The following is a 22,242-nucleotide window of genomic DNA, read 5'->3' on the forward strand; positions in this document are numbered from 1 at the left end:
GGGGAAAAACGAAGATGGACGCATATCCAGAGCTGCAACGTTCTCGTTTCAGCCTCATGTAATCTGCGGCTATAAAACAGGAAAGACTTGAACGCGCTCGGGATGGTGGGTGAGGTTAGATGCCTCACCCTTTGTCTTTTCTAGAAGGGGTGAGAAGGAAATTACGATGTGCGGGGAGGCAGATGCTGCGGCAAACCGGCATCCTCGGCGAGGCCGGTGGCAAGAGAAGGGCAGAGGCGCTTTTCCGCATTCGTGATCCCATCCTCGGCACAGAGATTCGTCATGCTCGTCATCAGACGCTCACCCGGGCTTTCGAAGGCCGGCCTGTTCTGCCACCTGCCCCCGGACGGAGTCCAGTCATAGCGGCTCTTCAATTTTCGCCAGACCCGCCGCAGGAGGTACCATCCGACTACGGCAAGGCAATAGATTCCCAGCAGCGGGTCGATGAGGTAATCCCAGTAATTTTCCGGAGACCTGAAATCCAGCATGAAAACGGCCGTGGCGGCGGTGATCAGGGCCGCCCCGAAGTAGTGCCGGACTATCCAGAGAACCACGCTTATCGCAAAGATGAACCCGAGGAGGTAATTGGGATTATACCCGAGCCTGTATGGATCGAACATCGAAAGACCCAGGGTTGCCGGATAAAGCAACAGCGTCAGTGCGCCGAAGCAGATTGCCAGCTGCAAGTGCCGGCGCTCGGACATCGCTCGCAGTCCGCCGACCTTCGCCCCGGCAGACCAGGCCAGCCAGAGCACGGCTGTTATCGACAGGCCGCTTGTAAGGCTGTACACGTATTCCGCCAGGGACAGCCCGTCCACGGTCAGCATCACAAGAATTGCCGCCCCGGCAAGGGCGGCAATTCGCCCATTTAGCGGCAGCTTGCCTGTCGGAAGCAAAAGAAAGAGAACAATCGCGAAGGTTATGTGACTGAGAACGATTCCTGTCATTGCCTCATCTCCAGCCATGCCTCGTTAAAGACGACATGTTTGACGAAGGAATTGTTCCATGAATAGACCACGTGGAAAAGACCGTCTGCCGAGCGCATGAGATTCGGATACTCGTATTCGAACTCGCACCCCTTCCCTTCCCTGCAGACACGTCGGTCGAGATCCCTTTGATCGAGGTATTGTAGATATTCCTCCAGCCGATCGTCGATCTTATTGCCGCCGACGGCAAGGAAATCCCTGGCAACGTTGAGACGGTATTTGTCCGGAGGCAGGGGGCGTCCTTCCGGATCAGGCGCCTCGTCCAGAACCTTCCGCAGCCGCCAGTTTTTGAGCGAGGGGTCGGTTTCGTACAGAGAGAGGCGATATCGTCCATCGCGGAGATTGTTCATGGCCACCAGAATTTCTTTTTCCGCATCATGAGCGCTGATCGCCGCCAGGGATGAATTGGGATTCCATGGCTCGACCGAAATCGGCTCGCTCCAGGTCTCACCGCGATCCTCCGTAAAGCTGGCCAGGACCTTCCCGGGCTCTTTACCTGCATTGCGCAGCAGCGCCAGTGCAGAGTCCCCTGACAGGGGGACGATGGCGGGCTGCAGGGAATGTCGGCCATCGCTGATGCGGAACTTGTCCAGGACCTCTCCGTCAGGACTCAGGTGCAGATATTCGGCAAACTTTCCGAGGAATTCATGGTAGACCGGTAACCCGATGGAGCCGTCCTGGTAAAAAACCGGCGTATTTCGCACCAGAGTACTGATGTTCAGAAACGGCGAGGTGACCAGTCGCTCAGGCGGCGACCAGGTGACCCCGCCATCGTTCGACTGCATGGCATTGATGGCGCTGCCGGCCCATCCGCCCACAGAAACTGAGACGTAGAACAGCCACAAACGGCCGCCCGGCGCCAGAGCAATCACCGGATTGCCCAGCTTGCGGATGCTCCGCTGCAGAACGTTCTCCGTTGTCTCGCGCGAGACGAGCGTGAATTCAGGGTTCCATTCCTGAGTGGCCGGGTCGAATCGCGAGGCGCGGATATCGACGTCTTCCGCTCCTTCGCGGGAACCGGCGAACCAGACAGCCATCAGTCCGCCATCGGGAAGGGGAGCAATCGAGGCAGCATGAACATAGTCGTCCACGCTTGAGGATGCAAAGCGGGTCTGAAAGAACGGTTCCGCATCGGATTGAAGAGAGAAGGAGGCGGTTTCGGGGACTGCGAATTCCGGAAGAGGACGCTGCTCGGTCTGCAGCCAGACGCAACCATGCACGGCAACGATCAGCAGCAGAAGAAGAATGGAGAGACTTCTCCGTCGGACAACCGATTGTCTGACAAAATTCATTGCACACCCTCAGACAGTGGTGTTCGAGGTTTTTTTCAGTTTAAGGAAATTTTTACATGGAAAAATAATCTGGTGGAGAATATATCAGAACATATCTGAAAAATCTATGGAAAACTTAGTCTACTGGAAGGATTAAGTCATCCTTGTTAAGGGATTTTTCAAAGGTTTTTCAAAGAAAATCGGTCAATCGCCCTTCCGCTTCACCTTGACGAGCTCCATCTCCGTTTCGACATTTCCTTTGCGCAGCTGCACGGCTCTTGCGGGGATGTATCCGAGAGCCGGGGCGTGCCAGATTCGAGAGAGGCGGCTCGACCCCGGGCGAGTGCTTTCGTATATCACGGTTTCGAATTCTCCCATCTTGGTCGCGATCCGCTCCGTCCCCGCCCGGGTGTAACTGTAGCGCTTGATCTTGTCCTCGTCGATCATGGGAATAGTGCCGGGCTCCTCGGTACGGAGCAGGGCGGTCATGACTTCGATCTGTATAGACAGGCGATCCTGCAGGCCCGGTTCGGTGGGGAGTTCGACACGCGTCCCCTCCACCTCTCCGGTGACCAGCTCCTTATCCCAGGTGAATTCGAGGACTCCGTCGTCCTCATGCCCCGACTTGCCGTCTTCCATGAACCAGTACAGCGGCTGGACACCATTGCCGTCGATCTGCATCACACTGCGCTCGACCGCCTGGCTGCTCACCACGAGGCGTGCCAGCAGGCTGGGTTCCGCATGGGATTCGTAGACGTACATCCCGGGCTCCCCCGATTTCAGCTCGAAATGCAGAAGACCCGCATGGAGCCCCCGATAGCTGACGGAGTAAACAGCGGTATAGGGCTCCGGGTTAGCGGCCTCGGGGGCCTCGGCCCCGACCCTAGTCGGAATAAGGGCGGCTGTCAGGATAATCGCAAGCAGGAACACATCTTTTCTCCTTTAGGCGAGAGTCCGAAAGATGAGCCTCAAAATCCGTCGGGCGAGGCATTCTGGATGTTCTCGGCATGAGATTCGCCGATAATCAGAAACGATCGGGCTACTCTGATAGCTTATAATAGACAATCTGCTTTATTCAATTGTAGCAGGGGCTGATCGGGAAGCCCCGGCGGCCAAAAAAAACTTGATTTCTCCTTGATTACCGTGGCATTTTGGGTGCCGCTGAGCGGCTTTACCTCCGTCGCCGACGAACGGGACAGTTGCTTGAGAAGAATCGACGAGGCTTCGCTTTACCTCTCCATCAATCAGCGAAGCGGCTCCGGCCGCTTTCATACTTTATAGCGGAGCAGCAATGCAGATCGCCCTCTTTATCCTTGCCGCTTACCTCGTCGGCGCCATCCCTACCGGGGTTCTTCTCACCCGGCTTGCTGGGATCGGCGATGTGCGCCAGGCCGGCAGCGGCAATATCGGAGCCACCAACGTATACCGGGTGGCCGGCCGCCGCCTGGGGCTTCTCACCCTCATCGGCGACGCTCTCAAGGGAATGCTGCCGGTGCTCGTGGCGGCGAGTGTCCTGCACATGTCCGAAGCTCAGGCGGCCATGACCGCCACCGCGGCCTTTCTCGGCCACTGTTACCCTGTATATCTCGGCTTCAAGGGGGGCAAGGGGGTGGCCACCGCTCTCGGCATCTATCTGGTCCTGTCGCCCCTGGCGGTTCTGGGAGCTCTGCTGATTTTCGCCGCCCTTCTCTGGAAATGGCGATTCGTCTCCCTGGGCTCCGTCATCGCCGCCGCGGCTACCCCGATACTGGTCCTGCTGGTGGAGAAATCGATGCCTCTTTTTCTTGCCACCCTCTTCATCAGCGCCATGGTGGTGCTTCGCCACCGGGTCAATATCGAACGCCTCCTAAACGGCACAGAAAGCCGTTTCAAGGTTTAAGAAGGCAGGCGCCTTTCCTTGACACTCTTTCCCCTCCTCCATTAAAATAAGGCATCAATTCATCACGCGCGTCGATGTTATCCGCGTGCCGGTGTCGAATTTTGAGTTCCCTGGCACTCTCCGTCAACAACCCGATACCGGACGGATCCTTTCTATGACCCGACGTTCCAAACTCATCCTTACCGCCCTCCTCCTTCTGGTCGCACTGGCGGCGGGAGCCGGCCTGCGTTTCGCCTGGTTTCTCCGTCATCCGGTGGAGCCTTCCGCTCCCCGGCTGATCGTCATCCACCCTGGTACTTCCTTTGCCGGGGTGGCCTCGCGCCTGGAAACTGAAGGGGTGATAACCGGCGCCTTCGAGTTCAAGGTGCTGAGCCGCCTGCGGGGTAACGCCCACAGCATAAAGGCCGGAGAGTACGAATTCCGGGAGCCTGCCGCACCGGGCAAGGTCCTCGACCGCTTGATCGCCGGCGACGTGCGCCGCCTTAAATTCACCGTCCCCGAGGGATTGAACCTCGCGGAAATCGCCGCGAAGCTCGAAGCCGAGGGACACGGCGAAAAAACCGTCTTTCTGGCCCTCGCCCGGGACCCCGCCTTCATCTCCACCCTCGGTCTCGATGCCCCTACTCTGGAGGGTTACCTCTTCCCCGAAACCTATACCCTGGAAAGCGGCACGTCGGAAGAGCGGCTGATCAAGGCCATGGTCGAGCAGTTCCGCACCCGCCTCGCCCCCGAGTTGACGGCCGCCGCCGCCGAGCGCGGCCTCGATCTCTATCAGTTGGTGACGCTGGCCTCGATCATTCAGAAGGAAGCGGGCAATGAGGAGGAGATGCCGCTGATCTCGGCCGTTTTCCATAATCGCCTGCGGCTGCGCATGCCCCTGCAAGCGGACCCCACGGTCATCTACGGCATCGCCGACTTCGACGGCAATCTCACCCGCAAACACCTGAGCACTCCGACACCTTACAACACCTACCGCATGCGTGGCCTCCCCTCCGGCCCTATCGCCAGTCCCGGCGAGGAGGCCCTGCGGGCGGCGGCGATGCCGGCAACGGTCGATTATCTCTACTTCGTCTCCCAAGGGGACGGCACGCACGTCTTTTCCCAAACGCTCAAGGAACACAACAACATGGTGCGGCGCTACCAGTTGCGAAGGTGAGGCAGCTGTAAGCTTTAAGCCATAAGCTATAAGTTTCAAGCCTTTAGCTTACAGCTTACAGCTTACAGCTTGCAGCTTGCAGCTTACAGCTTACAGCTTGCAGCTTGCAGCTTACAGCTTACAGCTTGCAGCTTGCAGCTTACAGCTTGCAGCTTACAGCTTGCAGCTTGCAGCTTACAGCTTGCAGCTTACAGCTGCGCCCGCACTTTTACCGGCGCGAAGCCGCCGCCGGCGGTGCGCAGATTAGTGACCTGGCCGTGATAGAGGCGGGCCGCCACCCCAAGGACATGGGTGCGGTAGACATAGAGGCGCAGGTCGGTTTTCATCGGCTCATCTCCTTCGACATCGGTCATCGAGGGGGGAACATGCCGCTGAACCAGCGTCTCTCCGGGGGGCAGCTCGTCGAAACGGGTCCGCGAGATCTTGCGGCCGAGGAGCACACCCCGGCTGCCGAAGCGGGAGACCGGCTTGAACACCCAATCCTTGCGCTGACGCCAGATATCTTCGGCATCCGTATCGCAGAGCAGGCGACTCTCCGGCACGATCCCGGCAAGAACCTCGATCTCGCCGGCATCAAGGCCAAAAGAAGCCAATGCTTCCGGGTCGGACCAGAGAGCCAGGCGGCGCTTGTCGGCCAGCAATCCGTAGGTGAAGGGATTGGGAGTGAGGCAGACGTTTCCGGCAAGGTAGGCGGCACGGATTCCGGACATCTCCGATCCATCGAGATAGAAATCGCAGTGCCGATTGTAGATAAGATCAATCCTCTCGCCGCCGGCAGCTACTCCTCCGGCATCGGCGGCCAGCCCGCCGGGATCGACAATGGTCGCCCTGATTCCGGACTTCTCGAAGAGTTCGACGAAGGCGACCATCTCCTGATAGAGGTACTGCTTTTCAGGCTCCTCGTCGAGAATGGCGATGGTTTCCGGCATCTTCACCGACCCTCGGCTGAGCCCCTGCATTTCCTCGGAGAAAGAGGTCAGGACCTTTTCGACGAGCCGTTCGGGGAGGCGGGAGCGGGCCGCGGCAGAGTCGGGGAAATGGGACAGATAGGCGAGAAGGACGCCGCCGGCATTGGTGTTGACCTCGATCAGCCGGGGCCCCTGCGGGGTCAGGTGAAAGTCGTAGCCCATCATCACCGCATCGTGACCGGGGTTGAAGCGGGCCGCCTCTGGAACCTGGGGCAGGATTCGCTGCCGGTAGGCTTCGAGGCGGCTGAGGCGGTAGAGGGTTCGCACCACCCGGATCATCCGTGTGAGATCCCTGCGACTCAGAGTGACGGTGGCGCTGCTGATGGCTTCCCGGTAGAAGGGCATGAAAACTCCGATATAAAGAACTGCATAATCATGCCATATTTCATCCCCGTTTGAAACCCCGAAGGTCGGACCCCGCCCCTTTCCAGAGGCTGGAGGTGCCGGAGAAAAGACTTTTACCACAGAGCACATAAAGAGAACAAAAAGATTCAAGGTTTTCTCTGTTCTCTCCGTGACTCTAGAGAGTGAAGCGAACGGGTGGTTAATAGACTTAGAGTTTGAAGGATACCTCCATGTGCCTGATCCTTTTCGCCTGGCGGCAACATCCCGACTATCCCCTGATCCTGGCTGCCAACCGGGACGAGTTTTACGACCGCCCCACCGCCCCCGCCGCCTTCTGGCCAGACGCGCCGCAGATCTTCGCCGGGCGGGACATGGTCGGGCAGGGAACCTGGCTGGGGCTGTCCCGAAGCGGCCGGCTGGCCGCCCTCTCCAACTTTCGCGACCCTTCGGAAAGGGTGAAGGAGGTGCGCTCCCGCGGGCTGCTGATCTCCGATTTCCTGCGGGAGACCGGACCTGTCCGGGACGGCCTGAACAAGATTGCTCGGCAGCGAAGCAGTTACCGCAGCTTCAACCTGCTCGCCGGAACCCCCCTCGAGCTCTTCTTTTATTCGAGCCGCGAAAACCTCATCCGCAGCTTGCCTCCGGGAATTTACGGCCTGAGCAATCATCTCCTGGACACCCCTTGGCCGAAGCTTGTCCGGGGCAGGGAAGCTCTGGCAAAGCTGCTGGGGAAAGGCGGCAAGCCGCCAGTTTCAGATCTTTTCGCCCTTCTTGCCGATACCCGCCGCGCTCCCGACCATCTCCTCCCCGATACCGGAGTCGGCCTCGAATGGGAGCGCACTCTTTCATCCCTCTTCATCGTCAGCCCCCGCTACGGGACCCGCTCTTCGACGGTTCTGCTCATAGACCGAAACGCCTCGGCAATATTCGCCGAGCGGACCTTCCAGGGGTCACCCGAGCACTGGCGCGAGGTTCGCCACGAACTTTCCCTGAAGAGCTGACCGGATCTTCCCAATACGCTGCCCTTGTCCGATGAGACCTCTTCAAGGATCCCAGGACAGGAGCTTCCAGCTTCTATCAACTGGACATTCTCGAGCATTTTCTGTATTTTGACTGATAAAATCATTTTTTACCGGGAGCCCGGCTTCGAACTGAAACAAGGTCAGAAACTGACTCGTTTCCACTGGCAATCCCCGGACATCGGAGGAACGGTTGAACCCAACGACCAAGGAAATCCACATTCCCGAGGAGCTCCCTCTTCTGCCGGTACGGGACGTGGTCATTTTTCCCTATATGATCCTCCCCCTTTTCGTGGGACGCGAAAAATCGATCGCCGCCGTGGATGCCGCCCTGGCCCGCGACCGCCTGATTTTCCTGACCACCCAGAAGGAATTGGCGGAGGAAGAGCCGGGCCCAGAGGATATTTACACGGTGGGGACGGTGGCGATGATCATGCGCATGTTCAAGCTCCCCGACGGCAGGGTGAAAATTCTCGTCCAGGGACTCGCCAAAGGCCGGCTGACTCAGTTGACCTCCCAGTCCCCGTTTTTGACGGCGCAGGTGGAGCGGATTGTCGAACATCGGGGCGGAGAGCTGTCGCTGGAGACCGAGGCCCTCATGCGCACGGTGAGGGAGCAGTTGTCGCAGCTCGCGGAAATGGACAGGGCTCTCTCCCCGGAAGCCCTGGTGATCGTGGAAAATGTCGAGGACCCCGGCAGCCTGGCCGATCTGGTCGCCAGCAACATCGGGCTGAGGGTCGGCGAGTCCCAGGGACTGATCGAAATTTCCGATCCGCTGGAGCGACTGCACCGGGTCAAGGATATCCTGGCCAAGGAACTGGAACTGGCGGTGGTGCAGGACCGCATTCAGAGCCAGGCCAAAGAGGAGATGGGAAAATCGCAGCGCGAGTATTTTCTGCGCGAACAGCTCAGGGCCATTCAGGCCGAACTCGGGGAATCCGACGCCCGGGCCGAAGATGTGGCGGAACTGCGGCAGAAACTGGATGCCGCCAAGCTTCCGGAAGAAGCGAAAGGCGAGGCGGAGAAACAGCTGCGGCGGCTGGAAACCATGCATCCGGAGGCTGCCGAATACTCCATGCTCCGCACCTACATGGACTGGCTTGTGGATCTGCCCTGGAGCCGCTCCACCCGGGACAATCTCGATATCGGGAAGGCGCGCAAGGTCCTTGACGAGGATCATTACAACCTGGAAAAGGTCAAGGAGCGCATCCTCGAGTTTCTGGCGGTGCGCAAGCTCAAGAAAGAGATGAAAGGGCCCATCCTCTGTTTCGTCGGCCCGCCGGGCGTGGGCAAGACCAGCCTGGGGAAATCCGTCGCCCGGGCCCTGGGACGTAAATTCGTCCGCATCTCGCTGGGCGGCGTGCGGGACGAGGCGGAGATTCGCGGCCACCGGCGCACCTATGTCGGGGCTCTTCCGGGACGGATCATCCAGGGCCTCAAACAGGCCGGCACCAACAATCCGGTCTTCATGCTTGACGAACTCGACAAGGTGGGAGCCGATTTCCGCGGCGACCCATCGGCCGCCCTTCTGGAGCTTCTCGACCCCGAGCAGAACCATGCCTTTTCGGACCACTACATCAGCCTTCCCTTCGATCTCTCCAAGGTCCTGTTCATTGCCACCGCCAATATCATGGACCCGGTCCCTTCGGCCCTGAAGGACCGGCTGGAGGTGATCAGGCTGGCCGGTTACACCAGCGAGGAAAAGCTCTCCATCGCCAAAAGATATCTGATTCCCCGCCAGCTCGACGCCAATGGCCTGAAAACGGCGGATGTGCGTTTTTCGGAAAATGCCGTCATGAAGCTTATTACCGAATACACGGCCGAGGCGGGGCTGCGCAACCTCGAAAGGGAGCTGGGGAGCATCTGCCGCAAGGTGGCGCGTCGCTTTGCCGAGGGGAAGAGGCATTCGGTTCTGGTCACGGAATCGACGGTCGCCAGCTTTCTCGGCGCGGCTCGCTATCTTCCCGAAGAGGAACGGCGGGAAAACGAGATCGGAGTGGCGACCGGCCTGGCATGGACCGAAGTGGGAGGAGAGATCCTCTACGTGGAAGTCAACACCATGAAGGGAAAGGGGTCGCTGACCCTGACAGGTCAGCTCGGAGACGTCATGAAGGAGAGCGCCCAGGCCGCCCTCTCCTATGCCCGGGCGCACGCCACGGAACTGGGGATCGATCCCAACCTGTTCGAGGAGCGTGACGTGCATGTTCACGTTCCCGCCGGGGCCATTCCCAAGGACGGGCCGAGCGCCGGAGTCACCATGGCCACCGCTCTCATCTCGGCCCTCTCGGGACGCCGGGTGAGCAAAGACGTGGCCATGACCGGCGAAATCACCCTGCGCGGCAAGGTGCTGCCCATCGGCGGACTCAAGGAAAAAGCCCTGGCGGCGGTGCGGGCACATATCGAAACGATCGTCATCCCCCGCCGCAATGAGAAGGACCTGGAAGAGATCCCCAAGGCTCTGCGCAAAAAGGTCCGTTTCATCCTGGCCCGCACCATGGACGAGGTTCTTCAGGTGGCCCTGGAAGAGAAGACATGAGGCTTTCTCAGCTGGGGGAATTCGGATTTATCGAGCGCATCCGGCAGGCGGTTTCTCCCGCCGAGGGGATCGTGCTGGGCATCGGCGACGACTGCGCCGCCACGACCCTGGCTTCCGGAGAACTTCAGCTCACCACCACCGATCTGCTGATCGAGGATATCCATTTTCGCCGTCCGTGGAGCGACATGAAACTTCTGGGGCGCAAAAGCGTGGCGGTGAACGTCAGCGACATCGCCGCCATGGGAGGCGCGCCCAGACATCTCTATCTTGCCCTGGGGATCCCGGAGGAGATGACGGTGGAGGAGCTGGATAACTTCATGGCCGGCTTTCTGGAGGCGGCCGGAGAATACGGCGCCGCCTTGGCCGGAGGGGATACCTGCCGCTCTCCCGGGCCGCTCATCATCTCGGTCACCGCGGAAGGGGCCGTTCCCGAAAGGGAGCTCGTCCGCCGGGCGGGAGCGCGGGAGGGGGATGTCATTTACGTTTCGGGAACCCTGGGCGACAGCGCCCTGGCTCTTCACCTCCTTTCGGCCGGAGAAACACCGGATTCCTTCCTTTGCAGGCGCCATCATGATCCCGCCGCGCGTACGCAACTGGGACGGGCTCTGGCGTCTTCCGGAATTCCTTCGTCCATGATCGATCTTTCCGACGGCCTGGTCGCCGACCTCGGCCACATCCTGTCGGCATCGGAGGCCGGCGCACGGGTCGAAGAAGAAGCGCTCCCCCTGTCGGATTCTTTCCGCCGGGCCCTGGAGAAGGACTCCGAATTGATCACACTGGCACTGAGCGGAGGGGAGGATTACGAGCTGCTCTTTACTGTCCCGTCCGGACGGGAAACAGCCCTGGCTTCCCTCGGCCAATCCTTATCGCTTCCCCTCACCCGGGTGGGAACGGTGACGGCGGCAGCCGAAGGGCTGCTTGTCATGGACAGGCGCGGCCGGCCTTATCGCCCCGGCAAAACGGGGTTCAATCATTTCTCACCGGGTGTTTGAAGGCAAAATGACAGCTCTGGTGATAGCGGGGACGGGCGGGTGAACGGGAGAATCCCAGGCAAGGAGCGTTCGTTTCCTTTTGTCGGAAGCGAATTTCCGGAGGAGGATTTCTGCGCCATGCGAGACCTTCTGCTGGAAAAGCGCGGTTTCGATCTGGCCATGTACAAGGATCACTGCGTCAAGCGGCGAATCGCCACCCGGGTGCGTGCCCTCGGCTTCAAATCCGCCGGTCCCTACCTCGACATACTGCGTCGAAACGAGACCGAACTGGACGCGCTCCTGGCGGCCATCTCCATCCACGTCTCCCAGTTTTTCCGCAATCCGACCACTTTTGCCACCCTTGAAGAAAGAATACTGCCGGAGCTGATCCGCAGTGCGGCCGAGTCCGGCCGCAGGGAGCTGAGACTCTGGAGCGTCGGCTGCGCCGGCGGCGAAGAACCCTATTCTCTTGCCCTCCTGCTCGACGAATTGGCCCCGCGGCACTTGCGGGTCTCGATTCTTGCGACGGATGTCAGCCCGCCGGTTCTGGAGCAGGCCCGAGAGGGACTTTTCGATCCTGTACGCCTCACCGAAGTGCCCGAAGCCGTACGGGCTCGCTACTTCACGGCGGAAGGGCGGAATTACCGCCTTGCTGAACATATTTGCAAAATGGTACAGTTTCAGCGCCATGACATTTTGACATCCAAGGAATACCCGGCCGCGGATCTCATCCTGTGCCGCAATGTGTTGATCTACTTCTCCCGCGAGAAGCAGGAATACATCCTGACCCGTTTTGCCGCAGCCCTTCCCGCCGGTGGATTTCTGGTCCTCGGCCGGGCCGAAACGCTGCTGGGCGAAGCCCGGCAGTTCTTTCAGCCCGAATGTTCCATAGAACGAATCTACCGCCGCAAACAGGGGAGCAGCAAACAGCTATTGGGAAAAGATCAATATTGATGCCTTCGCAAAAACTCAAAGGAGCGGATCGATGCGCGTAGAAATCACCTATAAATTTACTATGGGATTCATCATAGTGGTAGGCTCCATTGTGCTGTTCGATCTCCTGGTTCCCACCCTGGGAGTTCCGGCGGACTGGCAGCAGATGATCACCGTCGTCTTTGCGCTGCTGGTAGGGCTGCTGCTGGGGTGGTTCCTTTCCAGAGCTTTTACAAGCAATATACGGCATATCAACGACGCCGCCGAACGCCTCAGCAACGGTGATCTCTCTCAGTATATACGCCTGAAGAATACGACCTTTCCTGATGAAACCACCGACCTCGCCAATTCCCTGAACCGTGTTGTCGACAGTCTGCGTGAGCTGGTCGGGTATATCCGCAATTCCTCCGGCCAAGTGGCCGATTCGGCCCAGGGGCTGTCGGCCACCTCTCAACAGATGACCGCCGCCGGGCACGAGGTGGCCCATACCATTGAACAGATCAGCCGCGGTGCGGAAACTCAGGCTGAAATGGTGGAAAAATCCACCCGGCTCATCAGGGAGATGGCCGTCTCCATAGACCTGATAGCCTCTTCCGCCAAAAAGCTTTCCGTTGCTGCAAGCGATACGGCCGGCACGGCCCAGGAAGGTGGAAAAACCGCCCGGCGGACGATCGAAAGGATGAAGCAGGTCCTGGGAGAAGTGGAGAAGAACGGGGAGCAGATCGTCTCCTTCGGCGTCCAGGTCCAGAAGATCGGGAAAATCGTGGAAGTCATCACCGGAATTGCCCAGAAAACAAATTTGCTCGCCTTGAATGCCACCATCGAGGCTGCCCGGGCCGGCGAATACGGTCGCGGATTTGCCGTGGTGGCCGAGGAGATAAGCAAGCTGGCGGACTCCACGGGGCGGTCGGCGGGGGAGATCACCCAGCTGGTCGAGAACATCCGCGATGAGAGTCAGAGAATCCAGCTCTCCATGAAGGAGAGCATCGCCGGAATTGATGCGGGACGCCAGGCGATCGACACCACCGGACAAGCTTTCGAAGAGATCATCCAGAACGCCCTCAAGACTCAGACCAAGGCGACGAGCATCGCCGAACTGTCGCAGAAGCAGACGGAAGGGGCCAGGGACATGGTGGCCGCGACCGAGGAAATCTCCCGGGTAGTGACGGACAATGCCGCCGCCACCCAGGAAGTCTCGGCGGCCACCCAGCAGGCCACGGCATCCATGGAAGAAATGGCCCAATCGGCCCAGGCTCTTTCGGCGCTTTCCGAGGAACTGCTGGGCATGGTCAAGCGTTTCCAACTGGGGACCGAGAGAGGCTAGTGGAGAATGCAGATTCTGGTCTTCCGGCTGGGAGAGGAACTGTACGGCCTGGAGGTTGAGAAAATCCAGGAAGTCGTCGAATCCCCCGTCCTGCACTATATCCCGCGGGCATCGACGCACCTGCTTGGTGCCGTTAATTTCCACGGCAACATCCTGCCGGTTCTCGATCTGGCGTCCTTCCTCGGTTTCTTCCATGAGCAGCGCGACCAGCGGATCATCATCCTGGCATCCGGGCTGTGTACCCTTGCCCTGGCGGTGACCGCGGTTGGCAGAATCGTGACCTGCGATGCCGATGCCCTGCTCCCGCTTCAGCAGGAACAGCAGCCCGGCTTTCATATCCGTGCCGTACTCAGTCGGGAAGAAGAGATGATCAACATGCTCGATGCAGCGCGACTGCTCACGAGCCTTGAGAAGACCTGAAAGAACAGGAGGAACGACCATGGGTCTTAAGATTTTAATCGTAGACGATGCCCTGTTCATGCGCAACATGCTCAAGGAGATCTTCGTCAAGGCAGGCTGGGAAGTAGTGGGAGAGGCCGGAAACGGCATCGAGGCTGTTGAAAAGTACCAGGAGCTGCATCCGGACCTCGTCACCATGGATATCGTCATGCCGCTCAAGAGCGGGATCGAGGCGCTGCAGGAAATTACCGGCAAACACCCGGAGGCCCGGGTGATCATGTGCAGCGCCCTGGGCCAGGAATCCCTGGTCCTTGAAGCGGTACAGGCGGGCGCCAGGGATTTCGTGGTCAAACCCTTCCAGGAGAGCCGCGTGATCGAAGCGGTGCGACGGGTGACCGGAACGGAAGGTTCAAGGCCAAAGGTTCAAGGTTAAAAATCCTCTAAACAGACATTGTTCCCTTCTGTTTTTCGACCTTGAACCTTAACCTTGTACCTTGTACCTTGGTATTCCCTATGGACATGACCAAATACAGAGAGATGTTCCTTTCCGAGACGAGAGAGCATCTCAACAACATGAGCCGACTGGTCATCACCCTGGAAAAAGATCCCTCTGACCGCGAAGGGATCGACTCTCTTTTCCGGGATGTGCATTCAATCAAAGGCATGGCCGCATCCATGGGATATGCGCATACGGCTGAGCTGGCGCATCACCTGGAAGACCTGATGGACGGCTTCCGCAAGAGCGGAACCGTTCCCGAAACCGCAGTGGACCGCCTCCTTGAGGGAGTCGATCTTCTTGAAGGTCTGCTGGAGGATCTGGGCGCCGAAAAACCTGAAAGGGAAGTGGCGGACTTTCTCTCGTCGAATGCGCCCGCGGCCATGCCCCAAGTGCATTCGCCCGGGAGAGAGATGCTTCCGTCAGCCGCCGCGCTTAACATCGAACCGGAGGCAGTTTCGGCGACCCCGGGAGAAGAGATGGTCCAGGTGACCGTGCACCTTGCGGCCGATGCAGCCGCCCCGGCGGCGCGCGCCCTGCTGCTTCTCCGGGAGCTGGGCGCCATCGGAACCATCCATTCTTCCAAGCCGGACGAGGAGATGCTGCGCCGGGGCGGCCCCGTCGGGCGACTGATTCTTTGGCTGCAGACGAAAAATACGGAGGCGCAGATCGAAAGACTTGTCTCCGGGATGGCCGATGTCGAGAAGATCTCCTTCACGGAAGACCGACGGTCGGAAGCGCACCCTTCCGCCCGCCGGGAAGACGCCTCGCGCACCGTGAGGGTGCGCACCGATCTGCTGGACCGCTTTATCAATCTCACCGGAGAGCTCATCACCAGCCGCTACATGCTGCAGTCCGCTTCGCGGGAAGAGCAATGGCCGATGATACGCGAAGGACTGGATCAGCTCAACCGGCTGATTGCCGACCTGCACCATCACGTTCTCCAGGTGCGGATGATGCAGCTCAAGAGCATCACCGGACACCTTCCGCGCCTGGTGCGCGATCTCTGCCGCAAGAGCGGCAAGGACATTCAGCTGCGATTGGAAGGAGAGGAGGTTGAACTGGACCGGGCGATCCTGGAGGAACTGGCCGACCCTCTCGTGCACATGGTGCGCAATGCCGTCGATCACGGCATCGAAAATTCCGGAGAAGTGACCGTTACGGCCAGGCGGGAAAAGGATCTGGTCCTTTTGCAGGTTGCCGATAACGGCCGGGGGATGGATGCCGGGATTATCCGTAAAAAGGCGGTGGAAAAGGGTCTGCTTTCCCCGGCCCAAGCCAAGGCCCTGCGGGAAAGAGACCTCCTGCAGCTGGTCTGCCACCCCGGATTTTCGACTGCGGAAAAAGTAACGGAAACATCGGGGCGCGGCGTCGGAATGGACGTGGTCAAGTCGGCCGCGGAAAGCCTGGGGGGAACTCTCGAGATCAGCTCGGAACCGGGCCGAGGAACCAGCATCCTGCTCAAGCTTCCCCTTTCAGTCGCCATCATTCAGGTCCTGCTCGTGGAGTGCTCGGGCCACACGCTTGCCATTCCCATTACCCGGGTTCTGCGGACCCTGGTGATTTCCCGGGAGGAGATCAGGTCCTCCGGGCGCCAGATGGTACTCCGTCAGGGCGAGGACGTCATTTCCCTTCTCTCCCTGCGCAAGATCCTGCGTCTGCCGGCCCGCCCTTCTGCCGGCTCCATTCCCGTCGTCATCACCGAAATCCATGGCCGCAAGGCCGGCCTTGTGGTCGACCGCCTGAGCGGTCAAAGGGAAGTCTTCGTCAAATCCCTCGCGTTTCCCCTCGACCGGCTTTCCGGCATCAGCGGAGCCACCGTGCTGGGCGACGGCAGCGTTGTTTTCATCATCGATCCCCAATCCCTATTGGAGGAACTGGCCGGCTCACCCGGGGCGCGGCCGCCAGGAGAGCATTCATGACGTTCACCCGACTGACGGACGGACAGCTCGACGCGCTCAAGGAAATCAGCAACATCGGCATGGGCCACGCAGCCACTGCCCTCTCCCAGCTCATCGGGGAAACAGTCCGACTTCGCGTGCCCCAGGTGTCCGTGACGGATATCGCGCAGGTTCCCGAACTGCTGGGGGGGAGTGAACGGGTTGTCGTCGGCATCACACTCCAGGTGCTGGGCGACGCCCGGGGAAACATCCTCCTCATTCTCCCGGAGAAAAGCGCCTGTCAGCTGCTCGCGCGCCTTCTCGGACGGGAAGAGACCGATCTCGAACTGAACGAAATCAGCGGTTCCACCCTCAAGGAAGTCGGAAACATTCTTGCCTCCGCCTATCTCAACGCCCTCGGAAGCCTGCTGCACATGACCCTGATCCCCTCCATCCCCCTTTTGGCTCATGACATGGCCGGGGCCGTGGTCGACCATGTGCTCATCGAACTGAGCATGGCAGGCGATCTGGCGCTGATGGTGGATACCGAATTTCAAGGAGATTCTCCGACCCAGGCGACCATCAAGGGGCATTTCTTTCTGCTCCCCGATCCCCAGTCTCTGAACCTCGTTCTCAAGGCCGCGGGGGGCGAAGAATGAACCGGGTAGGAATTTCCGAATTTAAGACGGGCCGAGCTCCCGCTGTGCTGGTGACCTATGGCCTCGGGTCCTGCCTGGGAATCACTCTGTACGACCCCCGGAAGAAGCTGGGCGGCCTGGCCCACACCCTGTTGCCCCTGTCCCGTCCGGAGGACCGGTCCCGCATGACAAAATACGTGGACAGCGCCATCCGTCTCATGATGGAAGAGCTGCTCGAGCTCGGGGCCGAAAAAGACTGCCTTGTCGCCAAGATTTCAGGCGGAGCGAACATGTTCGAAGCGCTGCACCCGTCGGGAGCCGAAGGGGTCGGCGCACGCAATGCCAGGGCAGCCAGGGAAACCCTTGAACTTCTCGGCATCCCTCTGCTGGCGGAGGATATCGGCGGGAATCACGGCCGAACCGTCGAGTTTGATCTCGCAACCGGCGAGGTCAGGGTGCGTTCCGTGTGCCATCCTGATGCCAACCGAACCCTCTAGCCCTTTTAAGCTCTAGGAGATTTCCTTGAAAAAATCCGTCTTCGGCCTCATCCTGCTCTTCCTTCTGCCTGCCCCGGTCCTTGCCCTCACCGAGAAGACGGTGGAGCTTTCCGAAGTGATCAAGTCCCTGGAAGCCCCCTTCAAGGTCGACACTGTCCGAAAAGAAGGAGGACAATCCGTCATCGTCGATTTTCAGGCCGACTTTTTCCAGGAATCGCTCATCGCCTCCCTCGACCGTGTTCAGCGGGGAAAGGGAAGGGTTTCGGTAAAATTCGACCGGGCTAAGACCGAGCGCGCTTCACAGACCATGTTCCGTTGGGAATACCAGGAGCCGAACCATCAGGAAATCGTCTCCGACGGCAAGACCATGTGGGTCTATCTTCCCGAAAACAGCCAGGTGATCATCAGCGACATCGATATTTCCTCCCCCTCCAGCCCCAGCGACCCGATGACCTTTCTGACCGGACTGGGCAACCTTTCACGTGATTTCCTCATCACCTGGGCTTCGCCGGACCGGGATGCCGGGGGAAACTATGTCCTTGAACTGCAACCGCGCCGTCCCTCGCCGATGATCCAGCGAATGCTGGTCGTCGTTAACCGGGACGCCGTCCTGCAGACCGGCGCCGTGTCCCGGCCCGTGTTCCCCATGCTCTCCACGACCGTGGTCGATCCCAACGGCAACAGCACCGCCATCGAATTCAGGGACGTTCGGGTCAACCGCGGCCTCGCCGACAGCGTTTTCCGGTTCAGCCCTCCGGAAGACGTGGAGGTGCTGCGCCCCACGGATGGTGGAAAGGGCTTCTAACACCCGTTCGCTTTGCCCATCTGTATTCAATCAGGCCTTTCCATCGGAGCGGGTTCCGTGTTATAAGTAGCTGATCCGGCGGAGCTATCGAAGCTCCGCCGCTTATCTTTACTCAGGGAGGATTCAAATGCCCAGTTTTGATATCGTTTCGAAAGTCGACATGCAGGAGGTCGACAATGCCGTCAACCAGGCGGCGAAAGAAATCGAGCAGCGCTACGACTTCAAGGGGACGCACAATGAAATCTCCCTGGAGCAGGACGCCATCGTCCTGCTCGGAGCCGACGATTACAAGCTTGAGGCCATGATCGATATCCTCAGGGGGAAGCTCGTCCGGCGGGGCGTTTCGGCCAGATGTCTTGATTTCTCCAAGAAGGAGCCCGCTTCCGGCGGGGCTGTCCGCCAGAGGGCGGCGATCGTCCAGGGGGTTTCCAAGGAGAAGGGGAAAGAGATCATCAAGCTGATCAAGGATTCCAAGCTCAAGGTCCAGCCCCAGATCATGGAGGATCAGGTCCGGGTGACGGGGAAGAAAATCGACGATCTGCAGGAAATCATCCAATTCCTCAAGGAAAAGGATCTCGGGATCGAGCTGCAGTTCGTCAACATGAGAAGTTAAGGGACAGGGACCGCCCCATCCCCTTACATTGCATCCGTGAAGGAGCATGCTTTGAACAGACAAAAAGTTAGCCTGGTCAGCCTGGGCTGCCCGAAAAACCTGGTGGATGCCGAGGTCATGCTGGGACATCTGCCGCCGGATCGTTTCGAAATCGTGACGGACGAATCCAAGGCCGATATCATCATCGTCAACACCTGCTCTTTCATCAAGGATGCCAAGGAAGAATCGGTGGAGACCATCCTGGAAGTTGCGGACTACAAGAAGACGGGAAACTGCCGTCTACTGGTGGTCACCGGCTGCCTGCCCCAGCGCTACCGGGAAGAGCTGGCCGCGGAGCTGACGGAGGTGGATCTGTTTCTGGGAACCTCCGATGCCCCCCGGATCGTCGAGCTGCTCGAAGCCCACACCGCCGGCGGCGCTCAGCTTCAGGCGGTGGGACTCCCCGATTATCTCTACGATCATACTACCCCCAGGGTCAAGTCCTCCCCTTTCTATTCCGTCTACGTCAAGATCGCCGAGGGATGCGCCAATCACTGCTCCTATTGCGTTATCCCCCAACTGCGCGGCGGGCTGCGCTCGCGCTCCATCGCCTCGGTCGTCGAGGAGGTGAAGCGGCTGGTCGAAGAAGGGGTGAAAGAGGTGAACCTGATCGCCCAGGACGTCACCGCCTTCGGGGCCGACCGGCCTGAGGGGGGACGGCTGGAGGACCTGCTGCGCGAGCTGGTGAAGATCGAGGGTCTGAACTGGCTGCGGCTGCTCTATGCCTATCCCGACGGGATCAGCGACGAGCTCATCGAACTCATTGCGGCAGAAGAGAAAATCTGCAACTATCTCGATGTCCCCATCCAGCATATCGACGACTCGATCCTGGCCATGATGAACCGTCGGGTCGACGGAGCAGGTGTCCGCGATCTTCTGGACAAGCTGCGCCGGCGAATCCCCGACATCACCCTGCGCACCTCCTTCATCGTCGGCTTTCCCGGTGAGACGGAGGAGCAGTTCTCCCGCCTGCTCGATTTCGTTTCCGAAGGTCATTTCGAGCGGGTGGGAGTCTTCCGTTATTCCCGGGAAGAAGGGACGGCGGCGGCGGCTCTGGACGAGCAGATTCCCGAGCGGGTCAAGGCAACCCGGTACCGCAAGCTCATGAAGGTGCAGAGCCGGGTTTCCTTCCGCAAGAACCGTCAGTTGGTCGGCCGCACCGAGCCGGTATTAGTGGAGGGGTACAGCGAAGAAACCGACCTGCTGCTGCGCGGTCGCAGCATCCGCCAGGCTCCCGACGTGGACGGGCAGGTCTACATCACCGCCGGTCAGGCCGAGATCGGAGATATCGTTCCCCTTCGCGTCACCGACTCCTCCGAATACGACCTCATCGGCGAGATCGTCGAGGAAGAGCCGCCGATGCTGAAGAAAGAAGGCTGAAAAGGCGAGGCGGTGTGCCCCTCTCGCCTCACTCCTCACCCCTCCCTCCTCACGTTTCGATTCGAAGGATCTCCCGTTGCCCTTTACCCGACCGATCATCATCGTCGTCCTGCTGATTGCCCTGGCTGTCTTCTCCCTGCAGCGCTTCGCCGGAGACGGGACACAAAGCGTTCATCGCAGCCGCCTGTTGATGGGGACCGTGGTGGAGATCGCTGCCCGGGGTGATGATGCCGACCGGCTGGATCGGGCGGTTACCGAGGCCTTCAACGAGATGGAGCGCCTCGAAGGGCTCCTGTCGCCCCATCGGCCACAAAGCGATGTCGCCCTTCTCTCCCGCTCCTCCGCCGGCCTGGACGTTTCCCCGGAGACCGCCGAGGTCATCAAGCTGGGCCTCGACATCGCAGCGGCCAGCGAGGGCGCCTTCGATATGACACTGGGGCGGCTCAAAATTCTTTGGGGAATCGAGACGGAGGCGCCGCGTGTCCCCTCGGCCGCGGAAATCCGGGAGGCGCTCGCCGGCACCGGCCCGGACGCCCTGCGTCTGGAGGGGTCAAGGGTGGTCAAGACGAAACCCGACCTCGCCGTCGATCTCGGTGGGATCGCCAAGGGCTATGCCATCGACCGAGCCGTCGCCGTGCTGCGGCAGGCCGGGTTGCAGAGCGCATCGGTGAACGCCGGCGGCGACATCCGCCTGCTGGGCGCCAGGGAAGGGCGGCCCTGGCGCATCGGCATCCGCCACCCCCGGAATCCGGAAGAGCTGACCGCCACCCTGCTCCTGGGAGAGGCCGCCGTGGTCACCTCGGGGGACTATGAGCGCTTTTTCGAAGCCGACGGAGTCCGCTATCATCACCTGTTTGACCCCCGCACCGGCACTCCGGCCGCATTAAGCCGGAGCGTGACCGTAGTGGCAAAAACAGCGATTCTCGCCGACGCCCTGGCTACCGCCGCCTTCGTCCTCGGGCCCGAGGCGGGTTTGAAGCTGCTGGAGGACACTCCGGAGGTGGAGGGGCTGATCGTGAGCGCCGACGGCGCCGCGGTTCTCACGACGGGGCTCAAGGGGAGGGTGGAATGGCCGTAAGAGCGCTGCTGAGACGCATGACCCTCCTCGACAAAGCAATCGTGCTGATCCTCCTGGTTGGGGGGGCCGCTTCTTTTTTCTGCCTGGGCGGGGGGGCTCAAGGTGAGCGGGTGGTGGTGGAACGCGGGGGGCGGATTCTCTTCACCGCTCCACTGGGCGAAGACCGGACCGTGTCTCTGCCGGGCTCATTGGGGGAAACCGTCCTGTCCGTCCATGATGGCCGAGCCTGCATCGTCTCCTCCCCCTGCCCTCTCAAAATCTGTATGGGGATGGGGGAAGTCAGCAGGGCCGGCGAACTGCTCGCCTGCGTTCCCAACGAACTGCTGGTGCGAATCGAGGGTGGACAGGAAGAGCGGAGCCATGATCTCATCAGTCACTGAACAGGCGAAGGTCGAACGCATTCGACGGCAGATTTTCATGGCTCTTTTCGTCGCCCTGGCGGTGGCTCTTCACACTCTGGAGTACCTTTTGCCCTCACCGGCTCCCTGGTTCCGCCTGGGCTTCGCCAACATTCTGGCCATCACCGCCTTGTTTCTGTACGGCGCCCGGGCCGCCTGGACGGTGACCCTGGCTCGCATCGGCATCGGCTCCCTCCTGCTCGGGAACCTTTTTTCACCCGGTTTTCTTCTTTCCCTCTCGGGAGGAATCCTGGCCACCGCCCTGATGACCGCGGCCCGGAAAACCTTTGGCCGCATGATTGGCCCGGTGGGGGTTTCCGCGCTCGGCGCCCTGGGTCATGTCCTCGGGCAGATGCTGGTCGCCTGGCTGGTCCTGGTGCGCCATGACGGCCTCTGGCGCATGTTCCCTTTCTTGCTGCTCTTCGCTCTCGGGACCGGCATCGCCAACGGAGTGGCGGCCGATTCGCTGTTGAACCTGCTGCGCGGGCACCCCGCCTTCAGGGCTGTCCGGGAAGCCGACGGGCGAACGGCCCGAACATAAGGGGCCGGAGCGTTCCGTCACTCCATCGGTCAGGGGGAGACCACCTCCAGTTCATCCGGGGAGAAGTAATAGGTGGTTCGGCAGAATTCG

Annotated in this window: 22 protein-coding genes; 18 read left to right on the plus strand and 4 right to left on the minus strand. The window is 60.2% G+C overall.

Translation table 11 applies throughout. The features are described 5' to 3' along the window. Positions 1–161: 161 nt before the first annotated feature. From DTF_RS21055 to DTF_RS0100230, 3 genes are all read right to left on the minus strand, one after another. Positions 162–947 (minus strand): hypothetical protein, encoded by a 786-nt coding sequence (locus DTF_RS21055; protein ID WP_051360578.1) that lies wholly within the window; start codon positions 945–947, stop codon positions 162–164. Continuing rightward, entirely contained in the window at positions 944–2,278 is a 1,335-nt protein-coding gene (locus tag DTF_RS0100225; protein WP_051360581.1) for an exo-alpha-sialidase, read from the minus strand. Before DTF_RS0100225 ends, DTF_RS21055 begins: the two co-directional genes overlap by 4 nt. Before the next feature lie 183 nt (positions 2,279–2,461). Then, complete coding sequence (locus DTF_RS0100230; RefSeq protein WP_027713699.1) at positions 2,462–3,187, minus strand: DUF3108 domain-containing protein; 726 nt, start codon at positions 3,185–3,187, stop codon at positions 2,462–2,464. Between the two features lie 361 nt (positions 3,188–3,548). Here DTF_RS0100230 and plsY point away from each other — a divergent pair, with 361 nt between their 5' ends. Further along, on the plus strand, positions 3,549–4,136 hold the full coding sequence (gene plsY / locus DTF_RS0100235; RefSeq protein ID WP_027713700.1) for a glycerol-3-phosphate 1-O-acyltransferase PlsY: 588 nt from the start codon (positions 3,549–3,551) through the stop codon (positions 4,134–4,136). Between the two features lie 154 nt (positions 4,137–4,290). Continuing rightward, entirely contained in the window at positions 4,291–5,292 is a 1,002-nt protein-coding gene (mltG, locus tag DTF_RS0100240; RefSeq protein WP_027713701.1) for an endolytic transglycosylase MltG, read from the plus strand. A gap of 188 nt (positions 5,293–5,480) precedes the next feature. Here the strand turns inward: mltG and DTF_RS0100245 are convergent, their stop codons facing one another. After that, positions 5,481–6,605: a hypothetical protein gene (locus DTF_RS0100245; RefSeq protein ID WP_051360746.1), complete on the minus strand. Its 1,125-nt coding sequence runs from the start codon at positions 6,603–6,605 to the stop codon at positions 5,481–5,483. A gap of 230 nt (positions 6,606–6,835) precedes the next feature. On the opposite strand from DTF_RS0100245, the gene DTF_RS0100250 reads away from it, so the two are divergent. From DTF_RS0100250 to DTF_RS0100325, 16 genes are all read left to right on the plus strand, one after another. After that, complete coding sequence (locus tag DTF_RS0100250) at positions 6,836–7,606, plus strand: NRDE family protein (RefSeq protein ID WP_027713703.1); 771 nt, start codon at positions 6,836–6,838, stop codon at positions 7,604–7,606. Between the two features lie 211 nt (positions 7,607–7,817). Further along, complete coding sequence (gene lon, locus DTF_RS0100255) at positions 7,818–10,160, plus strand: endopeptidase La (protein WP_027713704.1); 2,343 nt, start codon at positions 7,818–7,820, stop codon at positions 10,158–10,160. Next, entirely contained in the window at positions 10,157–11,152 is a 996-nt protein-coding gene (gene thiL, locus DTF_RS0100260; protein ID WP_027713705.1) for a thiamine-phosphate kinase, read from the plus strand. The genes lon and thiL overlap by 4 nt, the downstream gene beginning before the upstream one ends. 39 nt (positions 11,153–11,191) lie before the next feature. After that, on the plus strand, positions 11,192–12,085 hold the full coding sequence (locus DTF_RS21060) for a protein-glutamate O-methyltransferase CheR (protein ID WP_051360583.1): 894 nt from the start codon (positions 11,192–11,194) through the stop codon (positions 12,083–12,085). Positions 12,086–12,116: 31 nt separating this feature from the next. Continuing rightward, complete coding sequence (locus DTF_RS0100270; RefSeq protein ID WP_027713706.1) at positions 12,117–13,388, plus strand: methyl-accepting chemotaxis protein; 1,272 nt, start codon at positions 12,117–12,119, stop codon at positions 13,386–13,388. Positions 13,389–13,394: 6 nt separating this feature from the next. Then, a complete protein-coding gene (locus DTF_RS0100275; protein WP_027713707.1) occupies positions 13,395–13,808 on the plus strand; it encodes a chemotaxis protein CheW in 414 nt (137 codons plus the stop codon). A gap of 19 nt (positions 13,809–13,827) precedes the next feature. Continuing rightward, positions 13,828–14,220 carry a response regulator gene (locus DTF_RS0100280; protein WP_027713708.1) on the plus strand — a complete coding sequence of 131 codons (393 nt, stop codon included), beginning with the start codon at positions 13,828–13,830 and terminating at the stop codon, positions 14,218–14,220. A gap of 86 nt (positions 14,221–14,306) precedes the next feature. Beyond that, positions 14,307–16,205 carry a chemotaxis protein CheA gene (locus tag DTF_RS0100285; RefSeq protein ID WP_162148569.1) on the plus strand — a complete coding sequence of 633 codons (1,899 nt, stop codon included), beginning with the start codon at positions 14,307–14,309 and terminating at the stop codon, positions 16,203–16,205. Continuing rightward, positions 16,202–16,822 carry a chemotaxis protein CheC gene (locus DTF_RS0100290; protein WP_027713710.1) on the plus strand — a complete coding sequence of 207 codons (621 nt, stop codon included), beginning with the start codon at positions 16,202–16,204 and terminating at the stop codon, positions 16,820–16,822. The genes DTF_RS0100285 and DTF_RS0100290 overlap by 4 nt, the downstream gene beginning before the upstream one ends. Further along, positions 16,819–17,298, plus strand: a complete 480-nt coding sequence (locus DTF_RS0100295; RefSeq protein WP_035055056.1) for a chemotaxis protein CheD — start codon at positions 16,819–16,821, stop codon at positions 17,296–17,298. Before DTF_RS0100290 ends, DTF_RS0100295 begins: the two co-directional genes overlap by 4 nt. 25 nt (positions 17,299–17,323) lie before the next feature. After that, positions 17,324–18,103, plus strand: coding sequence for an outer membrane lipoprotein carrier protein LolA (locus tag DTF_RS21065; RefSeq protein ID WP_051360585.1), 780 nt, complete (start codon positions 17,324–17,326; stop codon positions 18,101–18,103). 127 nt (positions 18,104–18,230) lie between these two features. Further along, positions 18,231–18,716: a YajQ family cyclic di-GMP-binding protein gene (locus tag DTF_RS0100305; RefSeq protein ID WP_027713712.1), complete on the plus strand. Its 486-nt coding sequence runs from the start codon at positions 18,231–18,233 to the stop codon at positions 18,714–18,716. A gap of 51 nt (positions 18,717–18,767) precedes the next feature. Next, the gene (gene rimO / locus DTF_RS0100310; protein ID WP_027713713.1) at positions 18,768–20,135 is read left to right on the plus strand and encodes a 30S ribosomal protein S12 methylthiotransferase RimO; all 1,368 of its coding nucleotides are present in this window, start codon (positions 18,768–18,770) and stop codon (positions 20,133–20,135) included. A gap of 76 nt (positions 20,136–20,211) precedes the next feature. Then, positions 20,212–21,213: an FAD:protein FMN transferase gene (locus tag DTF_RS0100315; RefSeq protein ID WP_027713714.1), complete on the plus strand. Its 1,002-nt coding sequence runs from the start codon at positions 20,212–20,214 to the stop codon at positions 21,211–21,213. After that, positions 21,204–21,593, plus strand: a complete 390-nt coding sequence (locus DTF_RS24935) for a NusG domain II-containing protein (protein WP_051360587.1) — start codon at positions 21,204–21,206, stop codon at positions 21,591–21,593. The genes DTF_RS0100315 and DTF_RS24935 overlap by 10 nt, the downstream gene beginning before the upstream one ends. Then, positions 21,574–22,152: a Gx transporter family protein gene (locus DTF_RS0100325; protein WP_027713715.1), complete on the plus strand. Its 579-nt coding sequence runs from the start codon at positions 21,574–21,576 to the stop codon at positions 22,150–22,152. Before DTF_RS24935 ends, DTF_RS0100325 begins: the two co-directional genes overlap by 20 nt. Positions 22,153–22,242 lie beyond the last annotated feature (90 nt).

The organism is Desulfuromonas sp. TF (genome assembly GCF_000472285.1).
In the GTDB taxonomy this organism is placed as follows: Bacteria; Desulfobacterota; Desulfuromonadia; order Desulfuromonadales; family ATBO01; genus ATBO01.

Coding starts and splice junctions, on each gene's coding strand:
- DTF_RS21055 (WP_051360578.1), bottom strand. CDS start 947: ATGACAGGAATCGTTCTCAGTCACATAACCTTCGCGATTGTTCTCTTT.
- DTF_RS0100225 (WP_051360581.1), bottom strand. CDS start 2,278: ATGAATTTTGTCAGACAATCGGTTGTCCGACGGAGAAGTCTCTCCATT.
- plsY (WP_027713700.1), top strand. CDS start 3,549: ATGCAGATCGCCCTCTTTATCCTTGCCGCTTACCTCGTCGGCGCCATC.
- mltG (WP_027713701.1), top strand. CDS start 4,291: ATGACCCGACGTTCCAAACTCATCCTTACCGCCCTCCTCCTTCTGGTC.
- DTF_RS0100245 (WP_051360746.1), bottom strand. CDS start 6,605: ATGCCCTTCTACCGGGAAGCCATCAGCAGCGCCACCGTCACTCTGAGT.
- DTF_RS0100250 (WP_027713703.1), top strand. CDS start 6,836: ATGTGCCTGATCCTTTTCGCCTGGCGGCAACATCCCGACTATCCCCTG.
- thiL (WP_027713705.1), top strand. CDS start 10,157: ATGAGGCTTTCTCAGCTGGGGGAATTCGGATTTATCGAGCGCATCCGG.
- DTF_RS0100270 (WP_027713706.1), top strand. CDS start 12,117: ATGCGCGTAGAAATCACCTATAAATTTACTATGGGATTCATCATAGTG.
- DTF_RS0100275 (WP_027713707.1), top strand. CDS start 13,395: ATGCAGATTCTGGTCTTCCGGCTGGGAGAGGAACTGTACGGCCTGGAG.
- DTF_RS0100280 (WP_027713708.1), top strand. CDS start 13,828: ATGGGTCTTAAGATTTTAATCGTAGACGATGCCCTGTTCATGCGCAAC.
- DTF_RS0100285 (WP_162148569.1), top strand. CDS start 14,307: ATGACCAAATACAGAGAGATGTTCCTTTCCGAGACGAGAGAGCATCTC.
- DTF_RS0100290 (WP_027713710.1), top strand. CDS start 16,202: ATGACGTTCACCCGACTGACGGACGGACAGCTCGACGCGCTCAAGGAA.
- DTF_RS0100295 (WP_035055056.1), top strand. CDS start 16,819: ATGAACCGGGTAGGAATTTCCGAATTTAAGACGGGCCGAGCTCCCGCT.
- DTF_RS0100305 (WP_027713712.1), top strand. CDS start 18,231: ATGCCCAGTTTTGATATCGTTTCGAAAGTCGACATGCAGGAGGTCGAC.
- DTF_RS24935 (WP_051360587.1), top strand. CDS start 21,204: ATGGCCGTAAGAGCGCTGCTGAGACGCATGACCCTCCTCGACAAAGCA.
- DTF_RS0100325 (WP_027713715.1), top strand. CDS start 21,574: ATGATCTCATCAGTCACTGAACAGGCGAAGGTCGAACGCATTCGACGG.